This window comes from Bacteroidales bacterium (genome assembly GCA_014860575.1).
Lineage (GTDB): Bacteria > Bacteroidota > Bacteroidia > Bacteroidales > JAAYJT01 > JAAYJT01.
In genome coordinates, this window is the sequence record JACZJK010000043.1 from 82,321 (window position 1) to 107,315 (window position 24,995).

The 24,995-nt window shown below is 44.3% G+C and carries 20 protein-coding genes; 16 read left to right on the top strand and 4 right to left on the bottom strand.

Annotation, left to right across the window (positions count from 1 at the left end):
• The first annotated feature begins 2 nt into the window (after positions 1–2).
• The 15 genes from rsmH (at position 3) to rhaD (ending at position 17,131) form a co-directional block, all read left to right on the top strand.
• Entirely contained in the window at positions 3–896 is an 894-nt protein-coding gene (rsmH, locus tag IH597_12015; protein ID MBE0663176.1) for a 16S rRNA (cytosine(1402)-N(4))-methyltransferase RsmH, read from the top strand.
• A 1-nt stretch (position 897) separates the two neighbouring features.
• Complete coding sequence (locus IH597_12020; GenBank protein ID MBE0663177.1) at positions 898–1,275, top strand: hypothetical protein; 378 nt, start codon at positions 898–900, stop codon at positions 1,273–1,275.
• Between the two features lie 32 nt (positions 1,276–1,307).
• Positions 1,308–3,386: a transpeptidase family protein gene (locus tag IH597_12025; GenBank protein ID MBE0663178.1), complete on the top strand. Its 2,079-nt coding sequence runs from the start codon at positions 1,308–1,310 to the stop codon at positions 3,384–3,386.
• 8 nt (positions 3,387–3,394) lie between these two features.
• On the top strand, positions 3,395–4,879 hold the full coding sequence (locus IH597_12030; GenBank protein MBE0663179.1) for a UDP-N-acetylmuramoyl-L-alanyl-D-glutamate--2,6-diaminopimelate ligase: 1,485 nt from the start codon (positions 3,395–3,397) through the stop codon (positions 4,877–4,879).
• Between the two features lie 2 nt (positions 4,880–4,881).
• Positions 4,882–6,135: a phospho-N-acetylmuramoyl-pentapeptide-transferase gene (locus IH597_12035; protein MBE0663180.1), complete on the top strand. Its 1,254-nt coding sequence runs from the start codon at positions 4,882–4,884 to the stop codon at positions 6,133–6,135.
• 21 nt (positions 6,136–6,156) lie between these two features.
• Positions 6,157–7,500 (top strand): UDP-N-acetylmuramoyl-L-alanine--D-glutamate ligase, encoded by a 1,344-nt coding sequence (gene murD, locus IH597_12040; protein ID MBE0663181.1) that lies wholly within the window; start codon positions 6,157–6,159, stop codon positions 7,498–7,500.
• A 5-nt stretch (positions 7,501–7,505) separates the two neighbouring features.
• Positions 7,506–8,660: an FtsW/RodA/SpoVE family cell cycle protein gene (locus tag IH597_12045; protein MBE0663182.1), complete on the top strand. Its 1,155-nt coding sequence runs from the start codon at positions 7,506–7,508 to the stop codon at positions 8,658–8,660.
• Positions 8,653–9,777: an undecaprenyldiphospho-muramoylpentapeptide beta-N-acetylglucosaminyltransferase gene (gene murG / locus IH597_12050; protein ID MBE0663183.1), complete on the top strand. Its 1,125-nt coding sequence runs from the start codon at positions 8,653–8,655 to the stop codon at positions 9,775–9,777. Before IH597_12045 ends, murG begins: the two co-directional genes overlap by 8 nt.
• A 2-nt stretch (positions 9,778–9,779) precedes the next feature.
• Positions 9,780–11,165, top strand: a complete 1,386-nt coding sequence (locus tag IH597_12055; GenBank protein MBE0663184.1) for a UDP-N-acetylmuramate--L-alanine ligase — start codon at positions 9,780–9,782, stop codon at positions 11,163–11,165.
• Entirely contained in the window at positions 11,162–11,953 is a 792-nt protein-coding gene (locus IH597_12060) for a hypothetical protein (protein MBE0663185.1), read from the top strand. The genes IH597_12055 and IH597_12060 overlap by 4 nt, the downstream gene beginning before the upstream one ends.
• A gap of 5 nt (positions 11,954–11,958) precedes the next feature.
• Positions 11,959–13,218, top strand: coding sequence for a cell division protein FtsA (ftsA, locus tag IH597_12065; protein ID MBE0663186.1), 1,260 nt, complete (start codon positions 11,959–11,961; stop codon positions 13,216–13,218).
• 51 nt (positions 13,219–13,269) lie between these two features.
• Positions 13,270–14,874, top strand: coding sequence for a cell division protein FtsZ (gene ftsZ, locus IH597_12070; protein MBE0663187.1), 1,605 nt, complete (start codon positions 13,270–13,272; stop codon positions 14,872–14,874).
• 70 nt (positions 14,875–14,944) lie between these two features.
• Entirely contained in the window at positions 14,945–15,403 is a 459-nt protein-coding gene (locus IH597_12075; GenBank protein MBE0663188.1) for a GatB/YqeY domain-containing protein, read from the top strand.
• Positions 15,404–15,507: 104 nt separating this feature from the next.
• Positions 15,508–16,341, top strand: a complete 834-nt coding sequence (locus tag IH597_12080; GenBank protein MBE0663189.1) for a gamma-glutamyl-gamma-aminobutyrate hydrolase family protein — start codon at positions 15,508–15,510, stop codon at positions 16,339–16,341.
• Positions 16,342–16,363: 22 nt separating this feature from the next.
• A complete protein-coding gene (rhaD, locus tag IH597_12085; GenBank protein ID MBE0663190.1) occupies positions 16,364–17,131 on the top strand; it encodes a rhamnulose-1-phosphate aldolase in 768 nt (255 codons plus the stop codon).
• A 102-nt stretch (positions 17,132–17,233) separates the two neighbouring features.
• On the opposite strand, the gene pepT is transcribed toward rhaD, so the two are convergent.
• The 4 genes from pepT to IH597_12105 form a co-directional block, all read right to left on the bottom strand.
• Positions 17,234–18,472 (bottom strand): peptidase T, encoded by a 1,239-nt coding sequence (pepT, locus tag IH597_12090; protein MBE0663191.1) that lies wholly within the window; start codon positions 18,470–18,472, stop codon positions 17,234–17,236.
• Between the two features lie 225 nt (positions 18,473–18,697).
• Entirely contained in the window at positions 18,698–20,659 is a 1,962-nt protein-coding gene (locus IH597_12095) for an oligopeptide transporter, OPT family (protein MBE0663192.1), read from the bottom strand.
• A gap of 207 nt (positions 20,660–20,866) precedes the next feature.
• Positions 20,867–21,619 carry a hypothetical protein gene (locus IH597_12100; protein ID MBE0663193.1) on the bottom strand — a complete coding sequence of 251 codons (753 nt, stop codon included), beginning with the start codon at positions 21,617–21,619 and terminating at the stop codon, positions 20,867–20,869.
• Positions 21,620–21,743: 124 nt separating this feature from the next.
• Positions 21,744–22,733, bottom strand: a complete 990-nt coding sequence (locus IH597_12105; protein ID MBE0663194.1) for a CPBP family intramembrane metalloprotease — start codon at positions 22,731–22,733, stop codon at positions 21,744–21,746.
• Between the two features lie 135 nt (positions 22,734–22,868).
• Here IH597_12105 and pulA point away from each other — a divergent pair, with 135 nt between their 5' ends.
• Positions 22,869–24,869 carry a type I pullulanase gene (gene pulA / locus IH597_12110; protein MBE0663195.1) on the top strand — a complete coding sequence of 667 codons (2,001 nt, stop codon included), beginning with the start codon at positions 22,869–22,871 and terminating at the stop codon, positions 24,867–24,869.
• Positions 24,870–24,995 lie beyond the last annotated feature (126 nt).

Genomic DNA, 24,995 nt, shown 5'->3' on the forward strand with positions numbered 1-24,995 from the left:
CTATGTATCATAAACCTGTCATGCTTACCGAAGCAATCGAAGGGCTCAATATCAGGCCCGGGGGCATTTATGCCGATCTCACTTTTGGTGGTGGTGGGCATACTGCTGCTATGCTTGAACGCGTAAGTGATGGTATGGTGATCGCCTTTGATCAGGATGATGATGCTTTGATAAACCGCATTGATGATAAGCGATTGATCCTCATTCATTCCAACTTCCGTTTTATGCGCAATTTCCTGAAGCTTTACAAAGCATTTCCAGTAGATGGAATTCTTGCCGATCTGGGTATCTCATCTTACCAGATTAATGAAGGCAGCAGGGGTTTTTCTACAAGATTTGATGCACAGCTTGATTTGCGTATGAATCGTGGTTCGGAGCTTACTGCCAGCCATATTCTGAATAATTACCCGGAACAGGAAATTAAAAAGATCATCAAAGAATATGGCGAGCTTACAAATGCTCACCAATTGGCAGCGGCGATCTGCAGTTACCGCGACCAGCAACCCATTGAAACAACAGGGCAACTGATGGAGATTGTAAAGTCGGTTTCGCCGGCAAACCGGGAAAACAAGATTGGCGCACAGCTATTCCAGGCATTGCGTATTGAGGTAAATGATGAATTGGGCGCATTGAAAGAGATGCTCAATCAGGCAACCGAGGCAATAAAACCAGGAGGAAGGTTGGTGGTTATTGCGTATCACTCGCTCGAAGATCGGCTGGTGAAAAACCTGTTCAAGGCTGGAAATATTGATGGTAAGCTTGAAAAAGATTTTTATGGGAACCCTGAATTGGTTTTCCGGCAAATCAATCGCAAACCTATTGTTCCATCTGAAACAGAGATCGCAGAAAATAAGCGTGCGCGAAGTGCAAAATTAAGAATTGGAGAACGGCTTTAATATGAATGAATCTGCTAAAAATGCCGATAAAACCGGTGGGAAAAATCGCACTCAAAAGGTTGCTCATTCCGTAACGGAAGTGATGGGTGGAAATTTTCTTACCAGGGAGTATGTCGTAAAACAGCTGCCATTCCTGATCTTCATAGTGCTGCTCTCACTTTTATACATTGCGAATAGCTATAGTTCAGAAAAACTGGCGATTAAAACAGAAAGGCTTAAAAAAGCAAATGAAGAACTGCGGTACGAACAAATTCTAATGAAGTCGAAGTTGATGCACTACAGCAGGCAATCTGAAGTGGCCAGAAAGCTAAAAGATACAGGGCTGAAAGAATCAACGATCCCGCCACATAAAATTATTGTAAAAACCACCCAAGATTAGATAAGTTGGAAGAAGGCAGGAAAACCATATTGATGAGAACCTATGTGATCTACTTCATAGTGTTGATTGCAGCTTTTGCTATTATCGGCAAAGCGGCATACATTCAATTGGTTGAAGGCGATGAATGGATAGAAAAGGCTGAAACACTTACGATGAAGTATGAAACTGTTGAGCCTATACGGGGAAATATCTATTCCTCTGATGGAAAGTTGCTTGCCGTATCGGTTCCTGATTTTGAGATCCGTATAGATGTTGCTTCTGAACACTACAGTCAGGAATTCTTCGATCAAAAGGTTGACTCATTGGCTCTGCGCCTTTCGAAACTTTTTGGTGACCGGAGCAAATCTGAATACAAAAAGGCATTGGTTCAGGCAAGAAACACCAAAAACCGTTATTACCTTTTAAAACGTAATGTTACTCATGAGCAGCTAAAGGAAATGAGAACCTTTCCAATTTTCAACCTTGGAAAATTCAGGGGAGGCCTCATAGTAATTGAACGAACTCGTCGTGAACAACCTTTTAAGAATCTGGCATCACGAACAATTGGCTGGGACAAGGAAGGAACAGAGAATGATGTGGGTCTCGAAGGAGCCTACAGCGAAATACTTAGTGGAGTTAGCGGAAAACGTTTACTACAGCGAGTCGGAAATGGAATGTACCGCCCATTGAACGATGAATACGAAATAGAACCACAAAACGGCCAGGACATTATAACAACCATTGATGCATTGATCCAGGATGTGGCTTACGATGCATTGCTAAAACAGATGCAGGCACATGAAGCCGAGCTTGGTTGTGTTGTACTCATGGAGGTTGAAACTGGTTATATTAAAGCTATTGTGAACCTGATGCTTACCGCACAAAAATCCTATGAAGAACGCTATAATTATGCAATTGCTCATAGCGGTGAACCCGGCTCAACATTCAAACTGGCCTCAATGCTCGCTGCTTTCGAGGACAATGTTGTTGACCTGAATGATAGCATCGCAACTGGTAAAGGCATTACTTACTTTGCGAACCGGAAAATGGAAGATTCTCATCGCGGAGGCTATGGAACAATCACGGTACAGCATGCTTTTGAAGTGTCGTCGAATGTGGCGATCTCAAAGATCATAAATGAATATTACAAAGATAAACCGGCACAATTTATAAAACGGCTCAAAGACATGTCGTTAAACCAGCCGCTGGGGCTGGAGTTTGCCGGCGAGGGACGGCCGCTTATCAAAAACGCTGATGACAAAACCTGGTCGAAGGTTACACTGCCATGGATGTCAATTGGATATGAGTTAACCCTTACACCACTACAAACACTCTCATTTTATAACGCCGTTGCCAACGATGGTTGTTTTATGAAGCCGCTTTTCGTAAAGGAAATCATACAAACAGGCTTCAGCGTTCAGAAATTTGACCCGGTGGTTATCAACCCCTCAATAGCTTCAGGCAGCAGCATTGCAAAAGCGCAGAAAATGCTACTTGGTGTAGTAGAAAACGGAACTGCAAAACACCTTATGAATGATGCATATAGTGTAGCTGGAAAAACAGGTACCGCACAAATTGCATCGGGTAGTGCAGGATATAACAAATCGGATTACCAGGCTTCTTTTGTAGGCTACTTCCCTGCCAACAATCCAAAATACAGCATGATCGTAGTAATAAGTAATCCGCGCAAGGGAGTCTATTACGGAGCCCATATTGCAGCACCGGTGTTCCGTGAAATTGCGGACAAAGTCTATTCCACGAGCCTGGAAATTCAACCTGAAACTACGCTGTTGGCACTCAATGATTCAGTAGCTCCGAGGTTGATTGCAGGACGAAGAAGTGAGCTGTGCACAATATTCAACAACATGAATTATCAGGTTATTGACCAGAGCGCAAGTGACTTTGTAACTGTGAATATCAATGCCGACACTGTAAGGATAAATGATCATGAGATACTGCCCGACCTGATGCCGGATGTTGTTGGCATGAGTGCCCGAGATGCTTCTTATATACTTGAAAGACGAGGATTAAGGGTGAATATAAATGGTGTAGGCATTGTTACAATGCAATCGCCGGAAGCGGGAACCAGCATTGACCCAAGCCAGGAAATAATATTGCACCTAACTATTTGAACAGAACCTTGAGAGCGCTGAAAGACATATTATACAAGTCAGGCATCATTGAGGTGCAGGGAGATACTTCACAATTAGTGGATGGAATCGCCGCTGATTCAAGGAATGTTTTCCCCGGCTGCCTTTTTATCGCGGTTCGAGGTACACAAACTGACGGCCACCACTATATCAGCCAGGCAATTAATAAAGGTGCGACTGCGATAGTGTGCGAAGAATTTCCAGACGATATGCCCATAGGAACCAGTTTTATAAAGGTGAAAAACAGCAGCAGCGCCTTGGGTCAGATAGCGGCAAATTATCATGACAACCCATCACAATCATTGAAGGTAATTGGAGTAACCGGAACCAATGGTAAAACCACTATTACGACTTTACTCTACCAACTTTTTACTGGGTTGGGTTATCATTGTGGCTTGCTGTCAACAATAAAAAATTATATCGGGCTGCGTGAAATCCCCTCTACGCATACAACCCCCGATGCCCTGCAATTGAATATGCTTTTTGAAAACATGATCAATGAGGGCGTTACACATTGCTTCATGGAAGTCAGTTCTCATGCAATTGCGCAGCACCGTATAACTGGTGTAGAGTTTGCCGGTGGCATTTTTACGAACCTTACGCACGACCATCTGGATTATCACGGAACCTTTGATGAATACCGTGATGCCAAGAAAAAATTCTTCGACGATCTAACGGCTACAGCGATTGCTCTCTTCAACGCCGATGATCGTAATGGCCGAATCATGGTTCAAAATACACGCGCCAAAAAACACAGTTTTGGCTTAAAAAATATGGCTGATTTTCGCTGCCGTATTCTTGAAAACCGCTTTGACGGCTTGCAGCTCAACATTGAAGGCATTGACACATGGTTCAGACTGATAGGTTTGTTTAACGCGTACAATCTGCTGGCAGTTTACGCAATGGCCAATTTACTTGGAGAGAACCCAGGAAAAGTCCTTACGGTGCTTTCTGCATTAAGTCCGGTTGAAGGACGGTTTGACCACTTTATCTCACCCGAAGGGGTCACAGCTATCGTTGATTACGCCCACACCCCCGATGCCCTGGAGAACGTTTTGAAAACCATCAGCGCTGTAAGAACTGGCAATGAACAAGTGATTACTGTTGTTGGTGCAGGCGGCAACCGCGACAAAACCAAACGCCCGCTCATGGCTGGCATAGCATGCGATAACAGCACCCGGGTAATTTTAACTTCTGATAACCCAAGATTTGAAGATCCTGAAGCCATTGTGGATGAAATGAAACAAGGTGTTCCAGTGGATAAGAAGAAAAATACACTCGTCATTGTGAACCGCGAAGAGGCTATTCGTACTGCCTGTGCGCTGGCGAAACCCGGAGATATAATTCTTGTTGCCGGCAAAGGCCATGAAAAATACCAGGAAATCAAGGGCGTAAAACACCCTTTTGATGATAAGAATATTCTAAGGGAGATTTTGATTACAGATAACACCGATAACAATAAAAACAAAAAGTAAAAATGCTGTACTATTTGTTTTCATACCTCGATAAATATTTTGATCTGCCAGGATCAGGGCTGTTTCAGTACATCTCTTTCCGTGCCGGGGCAGCAGTCATTATTTCCCTCATAATTTCGCTGATTTTTGGAAAAAAGCTTATCAATTACCTGAAAAAGAAACAGGTAAAAGAGAGTGTGCGCGACCTTGGGCTCCATGGCCAGAAAGCAAAAGAAGGAACACCTACAATGGGCGGATTAATCATTTTGGCCGCCATACTGATTCCTGTTTTACTGTTTGCCAAACTCGACAACATTTACATTATTCTAATACTTTTTACAACCATCTGGCTTGGATTCATAGGCTTTGTAGACGATTACATAAAGGTTTTCAAACATGAGAAGAAAGGACTTGCGGCCCGATTCAAACTGGCCGGTCAGATAATCCTGGGGATTGTGGTTGGCATAACGCTCTTCTTCAGCGATGAAGTTGTGATCAGGGAAAAGGTTCCTGCCAATCAACTGGAAATCTCTGAAATTCAATCCACCCCGGGAGTAGAAACCGGCCCGGTTGCAAGTTTTTCGAGAGAGTCAATTAAGTCAACAAAAACGACGATCCCGTTCTTTAAAAACAATGAATTTGATTACGCATTTCTGCTCAGATTCATGGGAAGTAAGGCCAACAAATATGCTTACCTGATTTACATACCTTTTGTGATCCTCATCATAACGGCAGTTTCAAATGGTGCGAACCTTACTGATGGGATTGATGGGCTTGCCACCGGTACTTCGGCAATCATAGGAGCAACACTTGGAATACTTGCATGGGTTTCGGGCAATATCATCTTTGCTGACTATCTGAACATCATGTACCTGCCCAACACCGGGGAACTCACTATTTATATGAGCGCTTTTGTTGGCGCATGTATTGGGTTTTTGTGGTACAACTCTTACCCTGCCCAGGTTTTTATGGGCGACACCGGAAGCCTCGCCCTCGGAGGAGTAATTGCAGTTTTTGCCATTATGATCCGCAAGGAATTATTGATCCCGATCCTTTGTGGAATCTTCCTGGTTGAAAACCTTTCGGTGATTATACAGGTGGCATGGTTCAAAAGAACAAAGAGAAAATACGGTGAAGGCAGGCGGATCTTTAAAATGTCGCCTTTACATCACCACTTCCAGTTAATGGGTTATGCCGAACCGAAAATAGTACTGCGGTTTTTTATCGTGGGTTTGATGCTTGCGGTTCTGACGATAATAACATTAAAGATCAGGTAAAATGAAGAAAGGGAATTTGGGATGATAAAAAAGGGTATTGCAGTGCTAGGCGCCGGTGAAAGCGGAGTGGGTGCGGCAATACTGGCAAAAACCAGGGGAATTCCGGTTTTTGTATCAGACCGCGGAAAGATAAAGACTGAATATAAGAACGTTCTTTTACAGTATGAAATTGATTTTGAAGAGGGTAAGCACTCCGATGCTGAATTGCTAAAAGCCGGCGAAGTTGTAAAAAGTCCGGGTATTCCTGACACGATCCCGTTGCTGGAAGCTTTCAGGAAAAAAGGTACGCCCATTATCTCGGAAATTGAATTTGCGAACCGTTTTACCGATGCATTTAAAATCTGCATCACTGGAAGCAATGGCAAAACAACTACTACACTGCTAACCTGGCATATCCTTAAAAATGCCGGTTTAAATGTAGGGTTGGCCGGGAATTTGGGGAAAAGTTATGCCATGCAGGTAGCAACGGAAAAGCATGATTATTATGTGCTTGAGATCAGCAGTTTTCAGCTGGATGGAATGTTCAGCTTCAAGGCTGATATTGCTGTTCTGCTAAACATTACACCAGATCATCTTGACCGCTATGGAAATGATTTTAACAATTACGCCGAATCAAAATTCAGGATCATACAAAATCAAACAAGCTCCGATGCTTTCATCTATTGTGCTGATGATCCAGTTATCAGCAAGTTGATTGGAAACAGGAAAATCGTTGCGAAAAAGTATCCCTTCAGTTTGAAGGAATCCATTGAGCATCACGGAGCTTGTGTAAGAAAAAATGAATTGGTTATTCAAACAAATGCAAATAAAACACGCATGACAATCGAGAAATTGGCCCTGCAAGGCCGGCACAACATTTACAACTCAATGGCGGCGGGCCTCAGCGCCAGCCTTATTGGGCTTCGCAAAGAAACCATCAAACAATGCCTTGCCGATTTCCAGAATATTGAACACAGGCTTGAGTTTGTGGCCAATGTGCATGGTATTGCATTTATAAACGATTCAAAGGCAACCAATGTGAATTCAACCTGGTGGGCGCTGGAAAGCACAAACAAGCCAGTGATCTGGATTGCGGGTGGAACCGACAAAGGCAACGATTATTCCATCCTTCATGAACTCGTCAAGACAAAGGTAAAAGCAATGGTGTGCCTTGGTGTTGATAATGCAAGGATCTACAGCGCTTTCGCCGGCCTGGTAGGAACCATTGTTGAAACCCGCTCAGCCGCTGAGGCCGTGACGGCAGCCTATCGCCTCGCTGAACCTGGGGACACAGTTTTGCTATCGCCTTCATGTGCAAGTTTCGATTTATTTGAAAACTTCGAAGACCGTGGCAGGCAATTTAAGCAAGCAGTAAAACAACTCTAGTTAACATGGAAAAAAGTTCCATCTTCAGTAATATCAAAGGCGACAGGGCAATCTGGGCAGTAGTAATTCTATTGTCTTTCATTTCTATATTAGCAGTTTACAGTTCTACTGGAACCCTTGCCTATCGGTACAAACAGGGCAATACCGAATATTATTTACTGAAGCATTTAAGCATCATGGGACTGGGATTGGTACTGATGTACCTCGCTCACAAGGTGCCTTTCTATATTTATGGTCGTTTAGCGAAGCTGGCCATTATCATTGCCATTCCTATGCTTGCATATACCTTATTATTTGGAACCGCAATTCATGATGCCGCCAGGTGGTACACCCTGCCTATCATTAACATCAGCATACAACCCTCTGATTTTGCCAAACTTGCACTGTTTATTTACCTGGCAAGGACATTGGCCAAAAATCAGGCCTATATTGAAGATTTGAGAAGCACCATCCTTTGGATTATTCTACCGATGGTGATTGTTGTAGCTTTGATTTTACCTGCGAACCTATCCACGGCGGCAATTATTTATGCTACCAGCATGATTATCATGTTTGTGGGCCGGGTCAGAATTAAACACCTGGCTGCAATTGCCGGAAGCACTTTGCTCTTATTCGCCATTTTTATTATTATTCTGAAAGCCTATCCCGAAATGGGCAGGTTTAAAACCTGGGAAAACCGGATCAATAGCTTTATCAGCCCTGATGAAGGAGAAAACTACCAGATTGAACAATCAAAGATAGCTATTGCAAGCGGCGGCATAATTGGTAAACAACCCGGAAACAGTTCGCAAAAAAACTTCCTGCCCCAACCCTATTCGGATTTCATTTATGCCGTAATTATTGAAGAATATGGATTAATTGGCGGGGGGATCATCGTACTACTATACCTTATATTATTGTTCAGAGGAATCCGGATCGCAACGAAGTCAGAAAATCTTTTCGGGGCCATACTCACTTTTGGCTTGAGTTTCAGCCTGGTGTTCCAGGCTATGATTAATATGGGTGTTACTGTTGGTCTTGTGCCAGTTACCGGACAACCCTTGCCAATGATCAGCATGGGCGGAACTTCACTTTGGTTCACTAGTATTGCAATCGGAATTATGCTGAGCGTTAGCCGTTCGATTGAGAAAAATGAAGAAAAAAAATTAGCTGATGCCTGACAGGGAACTACATATCATCATTAGCGGTGGCGGAACCGGAGGACATATCTTTCCGGCCATTGCCATTGCCGATGCAATCAAAAAGCAGGTGCCCAATGCTCAGATTCTTTTTGTTGGTGCCACTGGTAAAATGGAGATGGAAAAAGTTCCCGCAGCAGGTTATCAAATTGAAGGAATCCCTGTTCGCGGTTTGCAACGAAAGCTCACGCTTTCGAACCTGATTTTCCCCTTCCGCTTACTGGTGAGTCTGGTTGAAGCGCGCAACATACTCAGGCACTTCAAACCCGATGTAGCTGTAGGTGTTGGCGGTTATGCTTCAGGCCCATTACTCCGAATGGCAGTGAGCGCTAAAATTCCGGCAATAATTCAGGAACAAAATTCATATCCGGGAATCACCAATAGGCTTCTTGCGAAACGAGTAAAGAAGATTTGCGTGGCTTACAATGGCATGGAAAAGTATTTCCCAATCGAAAAAATTGTTGTTTGTGGTAACCCGGTTCGCAATGATATCCTGAACCTAAACGGGAAAAAGCAGGAAGCCGCCGGTTTTTTTAATCTGGACGCAAACCGCAAAACGCTTTTGATTACAGGTGGAAGTCTAGGCGCCCGAACCATCAACGAGAGCGTTGCAAAGCATATTGATCTCTTTATCCAGAATGGTTTGCAGGTAATCTGGCAATGCGGCAAAAGTTATTATCCCTTAGCCTCAGTAATGATCCCGACAATTGAAAATAAAGGCATCCGGATCATGGAATTTATTTCGCGGATGGATCTGGCATATGCGATGGCCGACATTGTAATTTCCAGGGCTGGCGCTATTGCCCTTGCTGAACTTTGCATAGCAGGAAAACCTGTGATCCTCATCCCTTCGCCCAATGTAACCGAGGATCATCAAACCCATAACGCAATGGCGTTGGCCGGAAATGATGCTGCGATATTATTGAAAGATGTTGAAGCAAATGAAAAGCTTGGTGCAATGGTAATTGATCTGATCGCGGATGCAGAAAAAACACGGTCACTTTCGGAAAATATCAGGAAAATGGCTTTCAGCGATGCTGCCGGAAAGATTGCTGATGAAGTGATTGCATTGGCAAAACAATCTAAAACAAAGAATTGATAATGAGCTTGAACCTAGAACATATCACCCCGGCTTTACCCTGGAAGAAAGTGTACTTTCTGGGGATTGGTGGTATTGGCATGAGCGCCTTGGCCAGGTATTTAAAGTCATCAGGAATTGAAGCTTCGGGTTATGACAGGACTCCATCAAAACTTACTGATGAACTGATTGCAGAAGGAATTCCTGTTCATTTCGAAGAAAAAACGGATTTGGACATAAGCAACATTGACCTGGTGGTTTACACACCTGCCATACCAAAAGACAATAAGGAGTTTATATTGCTTTCAAATTGTGGCGTTTCGATGATCAAGAGATCGGAACTGCTGGGTATGATAACCCGCGATAAAAAACTGATTGCCGTGGCCGGAACACATGGTAAAACAAGTGTATCGTGTCTGCTTGCCACTATCATGAACCAGTTGCCGGATCGCAGCAATGCTATATTGGGCGGCATATCAAAAAATTACAGTTCGAACCTGATATTTGCTCCGGCCATTGATCTTTTCGTCACCGAAGCAGACGAATTCGACCGCTCGTTTCTGCAGTTAAATCCCTGGATTGCAGTCATCACTTCCACCGATGCCGACCACCTTGATATTTATGGTAGTCTGGAAAACATGAAAATGGCTTTTACTGCATTTACCTCCCGAATCCGCAAGGGCGGAAAGTTATTGGTTAAAATGGGAACCGACCTGAAATCAGAATCGCATGAAACGGTTGCAAGGTATTCCTACTCAATTTATGAACAGGCAGATTTCCAGGCTGTGAACATCAAACTGAGAAACCAATTATATCACTTCGATCTTGTAACGCCTTTTGGTGAAATTGAGGGATTGCAACTGGGCATTCCCGGGATGATGAACCTTGAAAATGCAGTGGCAGCATCGGCGGCAGCTATTCTTGCCGGGGTCAGAAAACGCAGCATCAGCGCGGGATTAACTTCATTCAAAGGAGTGAGAAGAAGGTTCGATACCAGGATTTCAGGCAGCAATTTTGTCTACATAGATGATTACGCACATCATCCAAAAGAAATCAGTGCCTGTATTGATTCGGTTCGGAAATTATACCCCGGCAAAAAAATAACAGGTGTATTCCAACCTCACCTTTATACACGTACGCGTGATTTTGCAACGGAATTTACTGAAAGTCTGCAAGCACTTGATACAATTATCCTGCTTGATATTTACCCTGCCCGGGAACTTCCTATTGAAGGCATAGATTCCGGCATGTTGCTGAATTTGATCAATCATGCTGATAAAAAGCTTTGTTCAAAGACACAACTAGTTGATCATCTGCTTGCCATTCAGCCAGAAGTATTGCTCACACTTGGCGCCGGTGATATTGACCGCCTTGTTGAACCTATTGAAAAAGCCTTTAAGAATTTATGAAACGCATTTTAATCATATCGTTTACTTTACTATTGCTTGCCGGCATGTTTGTTTTGCTTGGTTTTATCAGGCAGGAACACAGCCATGCTTCTTGCAACAATATTAAAGTATTCATAGAATATGCAAGTACTGATACCCTCGTATGCAAGGATGAGATAAGGAACCTTCTAATTTCCGAATTTGATACCCTGGAAGGAAAAGCGCTTACGGTAAGCAATTTAGCAAGGATCAGAAATTCAATTACCGGTATAGTATATATCGAAGATTGTGATGTAGATTTCCTTTTGAACGGCGATCTGCGGATCAGGGCCAATCAACGCATTCCAATACTCAGATTAAATACCGAAGGTCAAACCTGGTTCATAGACGATCAGGGAATTGTGATGCCAAGGCATTCACACTATAGTGCAATGGTGCCGGTTGCAGGCGGGCATTTGGGTCACACTGGCATGCTGAAACCAGGAAACGACCTGCGCGCACTTGCCGACACAAATAAAGTATTTGCAGTAAGCATGCTGAACCAATTGATTGAAGTGGCACACTATGTTTATCACGATGCCAATCTCAAGCGCTTGATTGAGCAAATTTATGTGAACCCTGCAGGCGAGATTGAACTTTACACTTATGTTGGCAGCCACCGTATTTTATTTGGCAAAGCCGACAACCTTGCGCATAAATTCAATAATCTACTCCAGTTCTATCGCTCGGCGCATTCTGCCACCGGGCTAAGCCAATATAAAACCATTAACTTAAAATACAGCGGTCAGGTAGTGTGTTCAAAATCATAAAAACTATGAAATCATCAGAAATAATTGTTGGACTCGATATTGGAACAACTAAGATTGCAGCCATCGTTGGTCGTAAAAATGAATTTGGTAAAATTGAAATACTTGGTTTTGGGCGAACCGAATCTTATGGGGTTAAAAGAGGAATGGTAGCCAATATCGAGAATACGGTGCAAAGCATCCAGAAAGCGATGGAAGAAGCCAGCCAGCGCGCTGATGTTGACATCAATACCGTTTGTGTTGGCATTGCAGGGCAACATATCAAAAGCCTTCAGCATCATGGAAGTTTGATCCGCAGCAAGCAGGAAGATGAAATTACCATGGAAGATCTTGATCAGCTCACTGAAAACATGTTCAAGCTGGCAATGAACCCGGGAGAAGAAATCATTGAAGTTATTCCTCAGGAATATACCATTGATGGCGAACCGGGAATCAAATCCCCCAAGGGGATGCTTGGAAACAATATCGAAGCAAATTTTCACATCATCACCGGTCAAACACTGGCCGCAAAAAATATCTACAAATGCGTTAAGAAAGCAGGTTTGGAAGTTTCTGAACTTATCCTTGAACCCATTGCATCGGCTGAGGCAGTGCTAAGTGAGGAAGAGAAAGAAGCAGGCGTAGTTCTGGTTGACATCGGAGGAGGAACCACTGATATGGCTATTTTTCAGGATGGGATCATCCGCCACACGGCGGTGATCCCTTTCGGTGGTGATATTATCAGTGAGGATATCAAGGAAGGCTGCACCATCATCAAGAGGCATGCAGAAGATCTGAAAGTGAAATTCGGATCAGCACTGGCAAGCGAAAACAAAGACGAAGAAATTGTAACTATTCCCGGTCTTCGCGGCAGGCCGCCAAAGGAAATCACATTGCGCAACCTTGCCAGTATCATTCAGGCCCGTATGGAAGAAATCATTGAACATGTTTACTATGAAATAAAAAATTCGAACCTCGAGAAAAAACTGATCGCCGGAATTGTGCTCACAGGTGGTGGCGCACAGCTAAAGCATTTAGCCCAGCTCACTTCTTTTATCACCGGGATGGATACCCGCATCGGATATCCGAATGAGCATCTTGCCAGCACTTCGCCCGAAGAAATCAGCAGCCCAATGTATGCCACAGGAGTAGGACTGGTAATGATTGGTTTCGACAGGCTGGAAAGGGAAAGAAGGAAAAAGCCAGATGAAGAAAATAAGATCAAACAAAAGAAAAAGAAAAGGATCAGTTTTTTTGATCAGATCAAGGGCCTTTTCGACGAAGAATAACTTAATCACTACACAAATAAATACTTAAACCACACACAAGGAGATTTAGCCATGCCAAACTTAGAATTTATTCAACCTAAAAACCGCTCTAACCTTATAAAGGTTTTGGGCGTTGGAGGCGGTGGAAGCAATGCCGTTTCTTACATGTTTCAGCAAGGAATCAAAGATGTGGACTTCATCGTCTGCAATACCGATGCACAGGCGCTTGAGCTGAGCCCGGTTCCCACAAAAATACAACTTGGAACCAAGGGATTGGGAGCCGGTTCCATCCCGGAAGTAGGACGCGAAGCCACACGCGAAAATATCGAGAAAATAAAAGAACTGTTAAGTGTGAACACCAAAATGCTGTTCATCACTGCCGGAATGGGCGGCGGAACAGGAACCGGCGGTGCGCCTGTAATTGCCCAGGCAGCAAGGGAGCTCGATATCCTCACCGTTGGGATCGTAACAATACCCTTTAAGTTTGAAGGCCGCAAACGTACGCTTCAAGCTGAAGCCGGAATACAGGAAATGCGCAAATACGTTGACACGCTGCTGATAATCAATAACGACAAGCTGAGAGAGTTATATGGCGATCTCAAACTCAGCCAGGCTTTCCACCAGGCCGACGATGTGCTTACAACAGCCGCCAGGGGAATTGCCGAAATCATCACCGTGCCCGGTTATGTAAATGTTGATTTCGAGGATGTGAAAACCGTTATGAAAAACAGTGGTAAGGCTATCATGGGATCAGGCGTTGCAGAAGGTGAAAACCGCGCGCTCAAAGCCGTTGAAGGCGCTTTAAGCTCGCCGTTGCTCGATGACAACAATATCAAAGGAGCCGATAATATCTTGCTCTATATCGCTTCAGGCACTGAGGAAATCAGCATGGATGAAGTAACCGAAATAACAGATTTTATTCAGAATGAAGCTGGCCAGACAGCAGAAATACTCTGGGGCAACGGAACTGATGAATCCTTAGGCTCAAAAGTATGTGTTACTTTGATCGCCACAGGGTTTGATTCAAAGAAAATTACGGACCCAAATGCTGGTAAAATTTTTGTTGGATCGCTTGACGATATTAAAAAACCAACCCCGATAGAGGAACCAAAGAAACCGGAAGTTGATGACAGTCAGGAAATGAAACTTAGTACCAAAAAGCCGGATGAACCCAAAGCCATTGCAGAAGCTCCGCGGGTTTATACATTCGAGTTTGGCCCACCACAGCCCAATGCCGAGCAAGTTCCTGTTGCAAAAGCAAGCAAGCCTGAGGAAATGAAACTGACACAGAAAGAGGAAATTAAAGCGCCACAGAAAGAGGAAGCCACGCCAATGTTTATTCCTTCTCCTGTCAGTGAACCAGAAAGACCCTTCGTATCCATGAGAAAACAAGTTGAGGAACCAACTCCCGAACCAGAAAACGGGGATACCATGGAACAGCAGCGTAAAGCCCAGGAACGCGCCATGAGGTTACGCGAACTCAGCGTAAAGCTTAAAACCCCTGGCGGTCTGGCTGAACTCGAACGCGAACCGGCCTATATTCGTAAAAAAATGGAACTTACTGATCCTCCGCCCAAAACTGGACAGCAAACCTCGCGTTATACTTTATCAAGCGATGATGATAATAATACGGATATTCGCACAAACAATTCTTACTTGCATGATAATGTGGATTAGACAAATTCAAAATCCAAAGCTCAAAATCCAAAATTCAAAAGAAGTCGGAAAATTGTAAATCGTTGAAATTATGAACCTCGAAGAAAAAATAATGGCTGATATTAAAGCAGCCATGCTGGCAAAGGATGCCAAAAAACTGGAAGCCCTTCGGGCAGTAAAGTCCGCGATCCAGCTTGAAAAAACTAAAGGCGGCTCAGCCGGTGAAACCCTCAGCGGGGAAGATGAAATCCGCCTTTTACAGAAACTTGTCAAACAGCGCAAAGAATCGGCTGAGATTTATCGCACACAGGGTCGCGTTGATCTGGCTGAACCCGAAGAGTTTCAATATGCCGTGATTGAGGCATTTTTACCGAAACAGCTTGATATTGAAGATGTGAAAATAATAGTTGCCGCCATCATCGAAAAAAGTGGCGCGCAGGGTATCAAGGATATGGGCCGGGTTATGGGCGAGGCTTCCAGGCAGCTTGCCGGGAAAGCCGATAACAAAACAGTGGCCGCTATTGTTAAGGAGTTACTCACAGGAAATTAAACCCAAGGAAATCAGGCATGGGATTTCCGAAAGTTTATAATTTCCGTTTGAACTTTTAACACAGTTTGAGTTTGATTGATAGAACCAACCAAATTATATCAGCTATGAAATCAAAACGCGCTAAGTTTTTCGCATACAGTTGTTGTCTTTTCTTTTCGTTAGTGCTCATTTCCTGCTCACAAACCAAGGAAGAACCGTTACATATTGCAGTATCAAAACTCTCTGATAATTACAGTAACTGGCTGCTGCAAAGCAATCCAAGCATTGCGATCACTGATATGTATGGGCTGGAAATTGATTCGGCAGTAAGTATGCTCGAAAAACACCATGCACTGCTTATAACAGGCGGCGAAGATGTTTTCCCCGGCTTGTATGGGCGGATCCGTGATACTGCCCGATGCGGCGAGTTTGATCGCTACAGGGACACCCTTGAAATTATGCTCATTCAGAAAGCCCTTGAAATGGGCTTGCCAATTCTTGGCATTTGTCGTGGACACCAGATACTTAATGTAGCCCTTGGAGGAACCCTTTTTATTGATATTCCTGATGATATCGGAAGGCAAGTAATACATCGTTGCGATGAAGACCCGCTTCAATGCCAGCATGAGGTGTTTGTTTTTCATCAGACTTTGTTACAGGAAATTACTGATCAAACACAGGGAACAGTCACGACCAATCACCATCAGGCCATCAGGGGAACGGCACCGGGACTCAGAATGAGTGCAGTTGCGGAGGATGGCGTTATTGAAGCTGTTGAATGGGAAGACTATCAAAACAAGCCATTTCTGCTTGGCGTTCAATGGCATCCTGAAAGAATGGAAGAGTACCCAGAGCTATCACGGCCAATTGCTGAAAGGTTTATTGAAGAAGCCAAAGCATTTGCTAACGCTGTTGAGACTATAAAACAGGAAACTTTCCCGTCCCTTTTCAACGAATAACGTCAGCCTGAAAATCGAAAATATGCCTTCTTCGCTTTTTGATCCAAAACTTGACCTAATATTCAAGGACATACGCACTGTGGCCACCTGGCTTTGGGATCGGGGCTGGGCTGAATGGGGTGCAGGTAATATCTCGGTAAATGTTAGCGGTCTGATCTATGAAGCCAATCTACATCAAAACCCAAATCATCAAATCTACCCAATTCCAAACCTTAGCCATCGCCTCAGCCTTAGCCTTCTAACCAGTCTTTCCGGCTCCCGCATGCGACAGATCATGAAAAATCCGGAGCAAGGATGCTGCCTCGTACATTGCAGCGAACAATCAGAATTTTCTATCATTCCGCTTTCAGAACACAACCAATCTCCCTCCCCTACTTCAGAATTTGCGAGCCACTTGCTGATACATGAAACCCTGCAAAACCACCGGCCGGATCATAAGACAGTGCTCCACACCCACCCGGCAGAAATCATTGCCCTTTCACAAATTAGCAAACTTAATAACCAGGAAGCACTCAACGAAGCACTTTGCAATATTCTTCCTGAATTCAGCATCTACCTTCCCGAAGGCATTGCATACATTCCCTACCTGAAATCGGGCAGCAATGAACTTGCAGAAGCAAGCGCCGAAGCCATGAAAACGTTCAGGGTTGCTATCTGGGAAAAGCACGGCATCATTGCCACAGGCCCAACCCTCGAAGATGCCTTTGACGCCATTGACCTGGTGGCAAAGGCTGCAAGGATCTGGTTTCTAATCAGGTCAGCCGGTTCCAAACACAAAGGTGTTAGATGATTTACTTTCTGCTTATCAGAACCTGAAACCAACTAACAAAGTTGTTAGTTACAATCTTGTTAGCTGGACGAGGAATAGTATTTACATAAAAGTCGAAGAGCGCTATTTCGCTTTCTCAGCATACAGCTTCACAATATTCAAAATCACCTCAACAGCTTTATGCATGCTTTCCAGTGGCACATATTCGTATTTGCCGTGGAAATTATGGCTGCCACCAAAAATATTCGGACAGGGCAAACCCATGTATGATAACCTGGCGCCATCGGTTCCACCGCGAATGGGTTTGATGATTGCCTCAATTCCGGCCATTTCCATTGCCTTCTGGGCAATATCAACCACGTGCATCACCGGTTCAATTTTTTCGCGCATGTTGTAATATTGGTCTTTAAGTTCCACCACAACCCTGTCTTCGCCATGCTTTGTGTTCATGAATGCGGCAACCGATTCCATGAATTTTTTGCGCTTTTCGAAAATCCCTTTGTTGTGGTCGCGAACGATGTATTGCAACGTAGAGTTTTCGACGCCACCTTCCATTTTAACAAGGTGATAAAACCCTTCGTAATCGTGGGTGTATTGAGGTTTCTCAAATTCCGGCAACAAACTGTTAAACTCCATGGCAAGCAGCATGGCATTGATCATTTTGTTCTTTGCATAGCCCGGATGTATATTCCTTCCCTGCAATTTTACTATAGCGCTGGCGGCGTTGAAAGTTTCGTATTCGAGCTCGCCAATGCCACCGCCATCCATGGTGTAAGCATAGTCAACGCCAAACTTCCTCACATCAAAAAAGTCCACGCCTTTGCCAATTTCCTCGTCGGGTGTGAAGGCAACTTTAATGGTTCCGTGTGGGATCTCAGGATGTTTTAGCAGGTAATCAAGTGCGGTCATGATCTCGGCGATGCCGGCTTTGTCGTCGGCGCCTAACAAGGTTGTACCGTCGGTAGTGATGAGGGTTTTGCCGATGTAATTTCCAAGTTCGGGAAAATCAAGGGGCGAGAGTATAACATTGTTTTCCTGGTTCAGGACAATGTCTCCACCCTGATAATTCTCAACTATTTGCGGGTTCACATTTTCACCAGACATTTCGGGACTGGTATCCACATGTGCCAGGAAGCCAATTACCGGAACCGTTTTGTCGAGATTGGAAGGCAAGGTTGCCATCACATAACCATATTTGTCAATGCTGACTTCCTGCATGCCCATGTCTTTAAGTTCGTCGATAAGCAAACGGGCAAGATTCCACTGTTTTTCAGTACTCGGAAAAGTACTGGAAGTATCGTCCGATCGTGTGTCAATTTTCACGTATCTCAGAAACCTTTCAAGTAATTCGTCGTTTTTCATGATTTTTCTTTAATTCAAAATTCCAAATTTAAGATTCAAATTCGGTACTCTATATTCTTCATTTAATATTCTCCCTTTCAGAAAAAAGCCTTTTGGTGAAAAGTTGGCAGTTGGCAAAAGCCCCATATACCATCACTGCAACTTGAGCGAAGCGAAATCCCGAGAACGAAGTGATTCGGGAACTGCATCACAAAAAGGCGGCATTCTACATTCTAAATTCTACATTCATTCCACTTTAGCTTTTATAGAATTCCGGTATAAATACACACATAGCAGGGCAAACATCGCTATTGCCAGCCATTGTGAACCGTCGGATCTGAGCCACTCTGCTGCTTGCCAATCCAGCCCGCCAAATTTCATCATAGCGCTTACCACACCCATCAAAGCGCCACCGGCAATAAATCCGCTGGCTATCAAAGTTCCGCGTTCTTTCCTGGCATTGTTAAGACCCACATCTTTGCTTCGCGACTGAACGAAATAAGCTATAATACCACCAACCAATAAAGGTGTGTTAAGTTCAAGCGGGATAAACATTCCCAATGCAAATGCAAGCGCGGGAATTCCAAGCATAGTAAGGATCAGTGAAAGGAATGCGCCTGATGCGTATAAGAGCCAGGGAGCTGCGCCGCCTGTCATCATGGGTTCTATTACGGCAGCCATAGCGTTGGCCTGGGGAGCTGCCAGCGCTCCTTCGCCTTTAAAACCGTAGGTCTGGTTCAGAATAATAATCACACCACCAACGGTTGCTGCCGAAACAACGGTTCCAAGAAATTTCCAGGTTTCCTGTTTATATGGCGATGAACCTAACCAGTAACCAACCTTCAGGTCGGTGATAAAACCTCCGGCCATTGACAGGGCAGTGCAAACCACGCCACCGATCACCAGTGCAGCCACCATGCCGGAAGCTCCCGATAATCCAACGGATGTCATAACGAGGGAAGTCAGGATCAAAGTCATCAGAGTCATGCCCGAAACCGGATTGGTTCCTACAATGGCTATGGCATTGGCTGCTACTGTAGTAAACAAAAAAGCAATTACCATCACGATAAGCAAGCCGATCAAAGCATGCGTTAGGTTTTGAACCACTCCAAACTGAAAGAATACGAAGATCAGTATAGCTGTTACCAGGATGCCACCCATGATCAGGCTCATGGGCAAATCGCGGCGGGTTCGCAGGTTGTTGTCGCTGTTTGCCGTTTTGCTGAAAATCTCTTTGGCCGCAAGGCTGATTGCAGATTTAATAATGCCAGAAGAACGGACAATGCCAATCACACCTGCCATGGCTATGCCTCCGATGCCAATCATACGCACATATTCCCGGAAGATGGACTCTGCAGTCATGGCAGCAACGGCAGTGGCATCACCACCGAAAGCAGCGGCAGCATGAGCGATCATGGGAATGATAACAAACCAGCCGACAAATGAACCGGCGCAGATGATCACGGCATATTTCAGTCCTATTATATAACCAAGACCCACAATGGCTGCGCCCACATTCAGCTTGAAAACAATTTTGGCCCTATCAGCCAGCACATCGCCGTAAGCGATCACACGGGTTGTAAATACTTCGTTCCACCAACCAAAAGTTGCGATCACAAAATCATAGATTCCGCCAACGAGCCCGCTGAAAAGAAGCACCTTGGCCTGATCACCACCCTTCTCTCCTGAAACCAGCACTTCGGTGGTGGCCGTTGCCTCAGGGAAAGGGAACTTGCCGTGCATATCATCAACAAAATACTTGCGGAATGGGATCATAAAAAGAATTCCCAGAAACCCGCCCAATAAAGAAGAAAGGAAGACCTGGGAAAACTCAGCATGGAGATCCAGAATATAAAGCGCCGGAAGGGTGAAAATGGCGCCTGCTACTATGACCCCGGAACTGGCCCCTATGGATTGAATAATTACGTTTTCGCCCAGCGCATTTTTACGTTTCCCGAGTGTGGAAAGTCCAACTGCAATGATGGCGATGGGAATAGCGGCTTCAAAAACCTGGCCGATTTTAAGTCCAAGATAAGCGGCTGCCGCTGAAAAAACGACTGCCATCAACAGGCCTAACAAAACCGAACGCAGGTTCACTTCGGGGTAAACCTTGTAAGGCGACATAATTGGTTCATACGTTTCACCAGGCTTGAGTTCACGATACGCATTTTCGGGCAGGCCTTTGATTTCGTTGTTCTTGTCAGTCATAGCAGTAATGGTTTTGGTTTGACGGCCAAAGATAGTATTTCAATTGATACGTGAAAATGTGGTTTAGCTGAAATCTGCATTGGAGGATTGAAGAAGGGTATTGCAAATTTCATCTGTTTAACCGATAGTATCGCTCAAAGCGATGCTATCGGTAATAAAAATCCATATGTCAATTAAATGATATTCCTTAGAACAAAGCAACCGGTATCAAAACTTCAAAACTGCCCCCACCACCCCATAATGAAACAGCGAGAAAGTATAAACCGTTTTATTATCGGCGCCGCCCTCGAGGATGCGGTAACCGGCTTTGAGGTATAATTTTTCGGTTGCCTGATAAGTGATAGCAGCCAGCACATCTTCGGCACGCCCTTGTGGAGCAGCCAGGGCATCGCCATCAAGCAGCAGTCCGAAACGTTTTGTTGGCTGCCAGTGAACAATAAAGTTGATCAAAGGCACAAAACCAAAATCAGTTTTTTCGGATTGCAAACCGCCTCCTTCAAGGCCTATCAATGCATCCCTGATCTTAAGGGACAGACCCAGGCCTATTGTAAGATTTTCGCGGTCCGTCAGGTAATAACGGTATGTTGCTCTATAAGAATTGAACTTGTAGTTAGCGGTTAATGCTGTGTTCGCCAAATAGTTTTCGCCCTGGAAAACCACATCCCTGTTAACCGAACCCTCGTAGGTGAACTTTAGTGGCGCCAGCAAAATCAATACTTCACTGCGCTTGCCGAAGCGGTAGCCCGCTTTAAACCTGGCAAATGGCTTTGGGTCGGCATCCAACTCACCGGAAAAGGATATAAATGTGCCATCATTGCCAGGAATGCGGGCATGGTTCAGACCGGTAAATACGATGCCGGTTTCAAGATCAAGGCTGATCTGGGCCTGAACCTGCTTGATGAATAAAACTCCAAAAAGTGCGGTTGCAAAAAAACTGAATAACCTGATTTTAATTTTCATTGTTTAGGATTTGAAGTGAATGTTTGTCAATCGTAAGAGACTGTATAAAAACTTTTCAAGGAAAATGCTTAATTCTGCAACTGGAAAAAAATATTTGAATTTGCCAGCCCAAAGCTAAGCAAAATCAATTCATCCGCCAAAACGCAAACAACTCCATCAATCCGGCGATACCGCCATGCACGAACACTCCGCCCCAGATATTCCGGCTGTAAAGGGCGATAATGCCAAGGATATAACCACCAAAAATTGAACTGATCGCTTCGCCCAGCGGTTTTCCAAAATGCAGCATGCAGTAAGCGGCTACCATAGGCAGCACAGCGTTCTTACCAAGTAGTTTTGCCATTCCAATGATCAGAAAACCACGGAAAAAGAGTTCCGTAAAAAGGAAATCGCCAATATAAAAGGCCTCATACCAGGTAATGGCCCAGTTTTCTGAAATGTTGTAGTACTCTGCGAACCTGTCGCCTCCGGTTCGTTTATAGGTTGGATAGTAATCAAGGAAATCGGGAAGGTAAGTAGCCGCATAGATCAATGGAACCATAACCAGTAGCATGATCCAATAGGGCTTCCAATCCACTTTGCTGAATGTTAAGCCATAAAGCCCCTGATGATCGCCACGGTCGAAGATTTGTTTTACAATAAGTAGAGGGAAAAACATGGTAAGCAAACCCACGCTGTTAACTACCAATTTGTTATAAAAGGTGACAGTGGCTGCCGGAGCGATTTCCCTGATTACACCGTACCAGGAAACGTATGAATTATCAATTCCCAGAATAAGAAAGCCTAACAGGCTTTTGATCCAGAAGTTTCTCGTCAGCTTGAGCTTTTCTTTTCCAAAAACCCAGATGATAAGCAGTATTCCATAGTATGCAACACAATTGTAAAGGAAATAGCAAAACACTCGCAAATTCTTTGGCAACGTGTCAATATAGTGGTCTTCAAAATCCAGCAAATAATTGAAAGTTACCAGCAGTGCAATAAACAAGAGCGCAAGCAGATACAACTTTGCCTGGAAGTATGTTTTGTGAAAATCAACAAAATAAGTAAAGATTTTTTTCATCCCGGCAAGCTCTGATTTGGCCATGTTTTGCGCCGGTAAAAGTAGGAAAATCATGCTTGGAAGTATGAACTTGTCTTCAGAACTCCGGAAAAATCTTACTTTTGGCTTCTTGTTTAATCACACCGAAACAATATTAATGGCATTAATAAACCATCAGCGATGCAAACATTTAAAACATTAACACTTATAATGATTACTGCTACAGTACTATTAGAAAGCGGTTGCCAGCCTGCTGAAACAAAAGAAACTTCCGACGGTTATCCGGTTTATCACGGCAATGATCTCGGAGTAATTTACTCTCCTGAAAAAACAAGTTTTCGCGTTTGGGCGCCAACTGCTGCGGAGTTGCTGGTTCGCATCTATGATCAGGGCCATGAAGGAAATCTGCTTGAGACCCATAATATGAAATCCGATGAGGACGGCACCTGGCTGCTTAAACTCAAAGGCGATTGGAAAAATCGCTATTACACGCTACAGGCCCGGATCGGAGAAAATTGGATGGAAGAAGTTCCTGACATGTACGCCAAGGCTGTGGGTGTAAATGGGAAGAGGGGAATGATTGTGGATTTGGATTCAACCAATCCGGAAGGTTGGGAAAACGACAACCGCCCACCACTTCAAAGCTTCGCTGACATGGTTATCTGGGAAATCCATGTGCGGGATTTCTCAATCCATCCAAGTTCAGGGGTCGTGCATAAAGGAAAGTTCCTGGCCTTCACCGAAACCGGAACGCGCAGCCCCGAAGGCGAAACAACCGGTGTTGACCACCTGAAAGAACTCGGCATCACACATGTGCATCTTCTGCCGGTTTACGATTACTTTACCGTTGACGAAACCCGTCTTGATGTACCACAGTTTAACTGGGGCTACGACCCACAAAATTACAATGTGCCCGAAGGCTCCTACTCGACCAATCCTTACGATGGCAATGTGCGCATCAATGAGTTCAAAAAAATGGTTCAGGCCCTGCACAACAATGGCATCCGGGTAATTATGGATGTTGTTTATAACCATGTTTTTGATGCCAAACTCTCATCATTCGAGCAACTGGTTCCAGGATATTATTTCCGTTTGACCGCGAATGGATTGTTTTCTAATGGCTCGGGATGCGGTAATGAAACAGCATCTGAAAAAACAATGATGCGCAAATTCATGATTGAATCCGTTAAATATTGGGCAACAGAATACCGCATTGACGGCTTCAGGTTCGACCTCATGGGTTTACACGATATTGAAACCATGAACCTTATCAGGGTTGAGTTAGATAAAATTGATACCACGATTTTTATGTATGGCGAAGGCTGGACAGCCGGTGATACCCCGCTGCATTTGGAAAACCGCGCACTGAAGGGCCAGGCCGAACAACTTAATGGAATTGCCGTTTTCAGTGATGATATCCGCGATGCGATCCGCGGTGCATGGTGGGAACAAGATGCCCCTGGATTTATGACTGGCCGCAAAGATTTGGAAGAAAGTATCAAATTTGGCGTAGTGGCATCAACCAATCATCCGCAAATTGACTTCCCAAAGGTGAATTATTCTGATGAACCCTACGCACCCAGCCCGCTCCAGACAATTACATACGTAACCTGCCACGACAATCCCTGCTTATGGGATAAGATTGTCAGCACATGTATCAACTGCACGAAAAAAGACAAACTCGATATTCAAAAATTTGCGAATGCCATAGTTCTCACTTCGCAGGGAGTGCCGTTGCTTCATGCCGGCGAGGAAATTGTGCGAACCAAATTCGGGGAGCATAATTCATACAACCTGCCCGATTCAATCAATCAATTGGTTTGGCATGACAAATCCATTTACAAGGATGTTTTCGATTACTACAAAGCATTGATAGAACTTCGGAAGAATCATCCCGCATTCCGCATGACCACCACAGAAATGATTCAGAAGCATATCAGCTTCTTTGAGTTCGAAAAAACTCTGCTGGTGGGATATCAGATTTCAGAGAATGCCAACGGCGACAAGTGGAAAGATATCCTCGTTTTCTATAACGCGAACCCAAAAGTAGTTGAAGTTGAGCTCCCAGTCGGTGAATGGGTGATCGTAGCTACCAAAGATGCTGTTGTCGAAGAAGGGTTCACAGCAAAAGGATTCGGGAAAGACCAAACCGACAAGACCATGATCCCTCCACGCTCAATCATGATACTGGTTGATAAGGAAAGTATCTGATCCGGGCTTACGTTACCAGAAAAGACTTCAACTTATATCCTGAACTGAACTACAGTCAACGCGTATTGGTCAGGTTCAAAACAAAGTTGTATTATTGCCGCATTATTTACCAACTAACTCACCCCT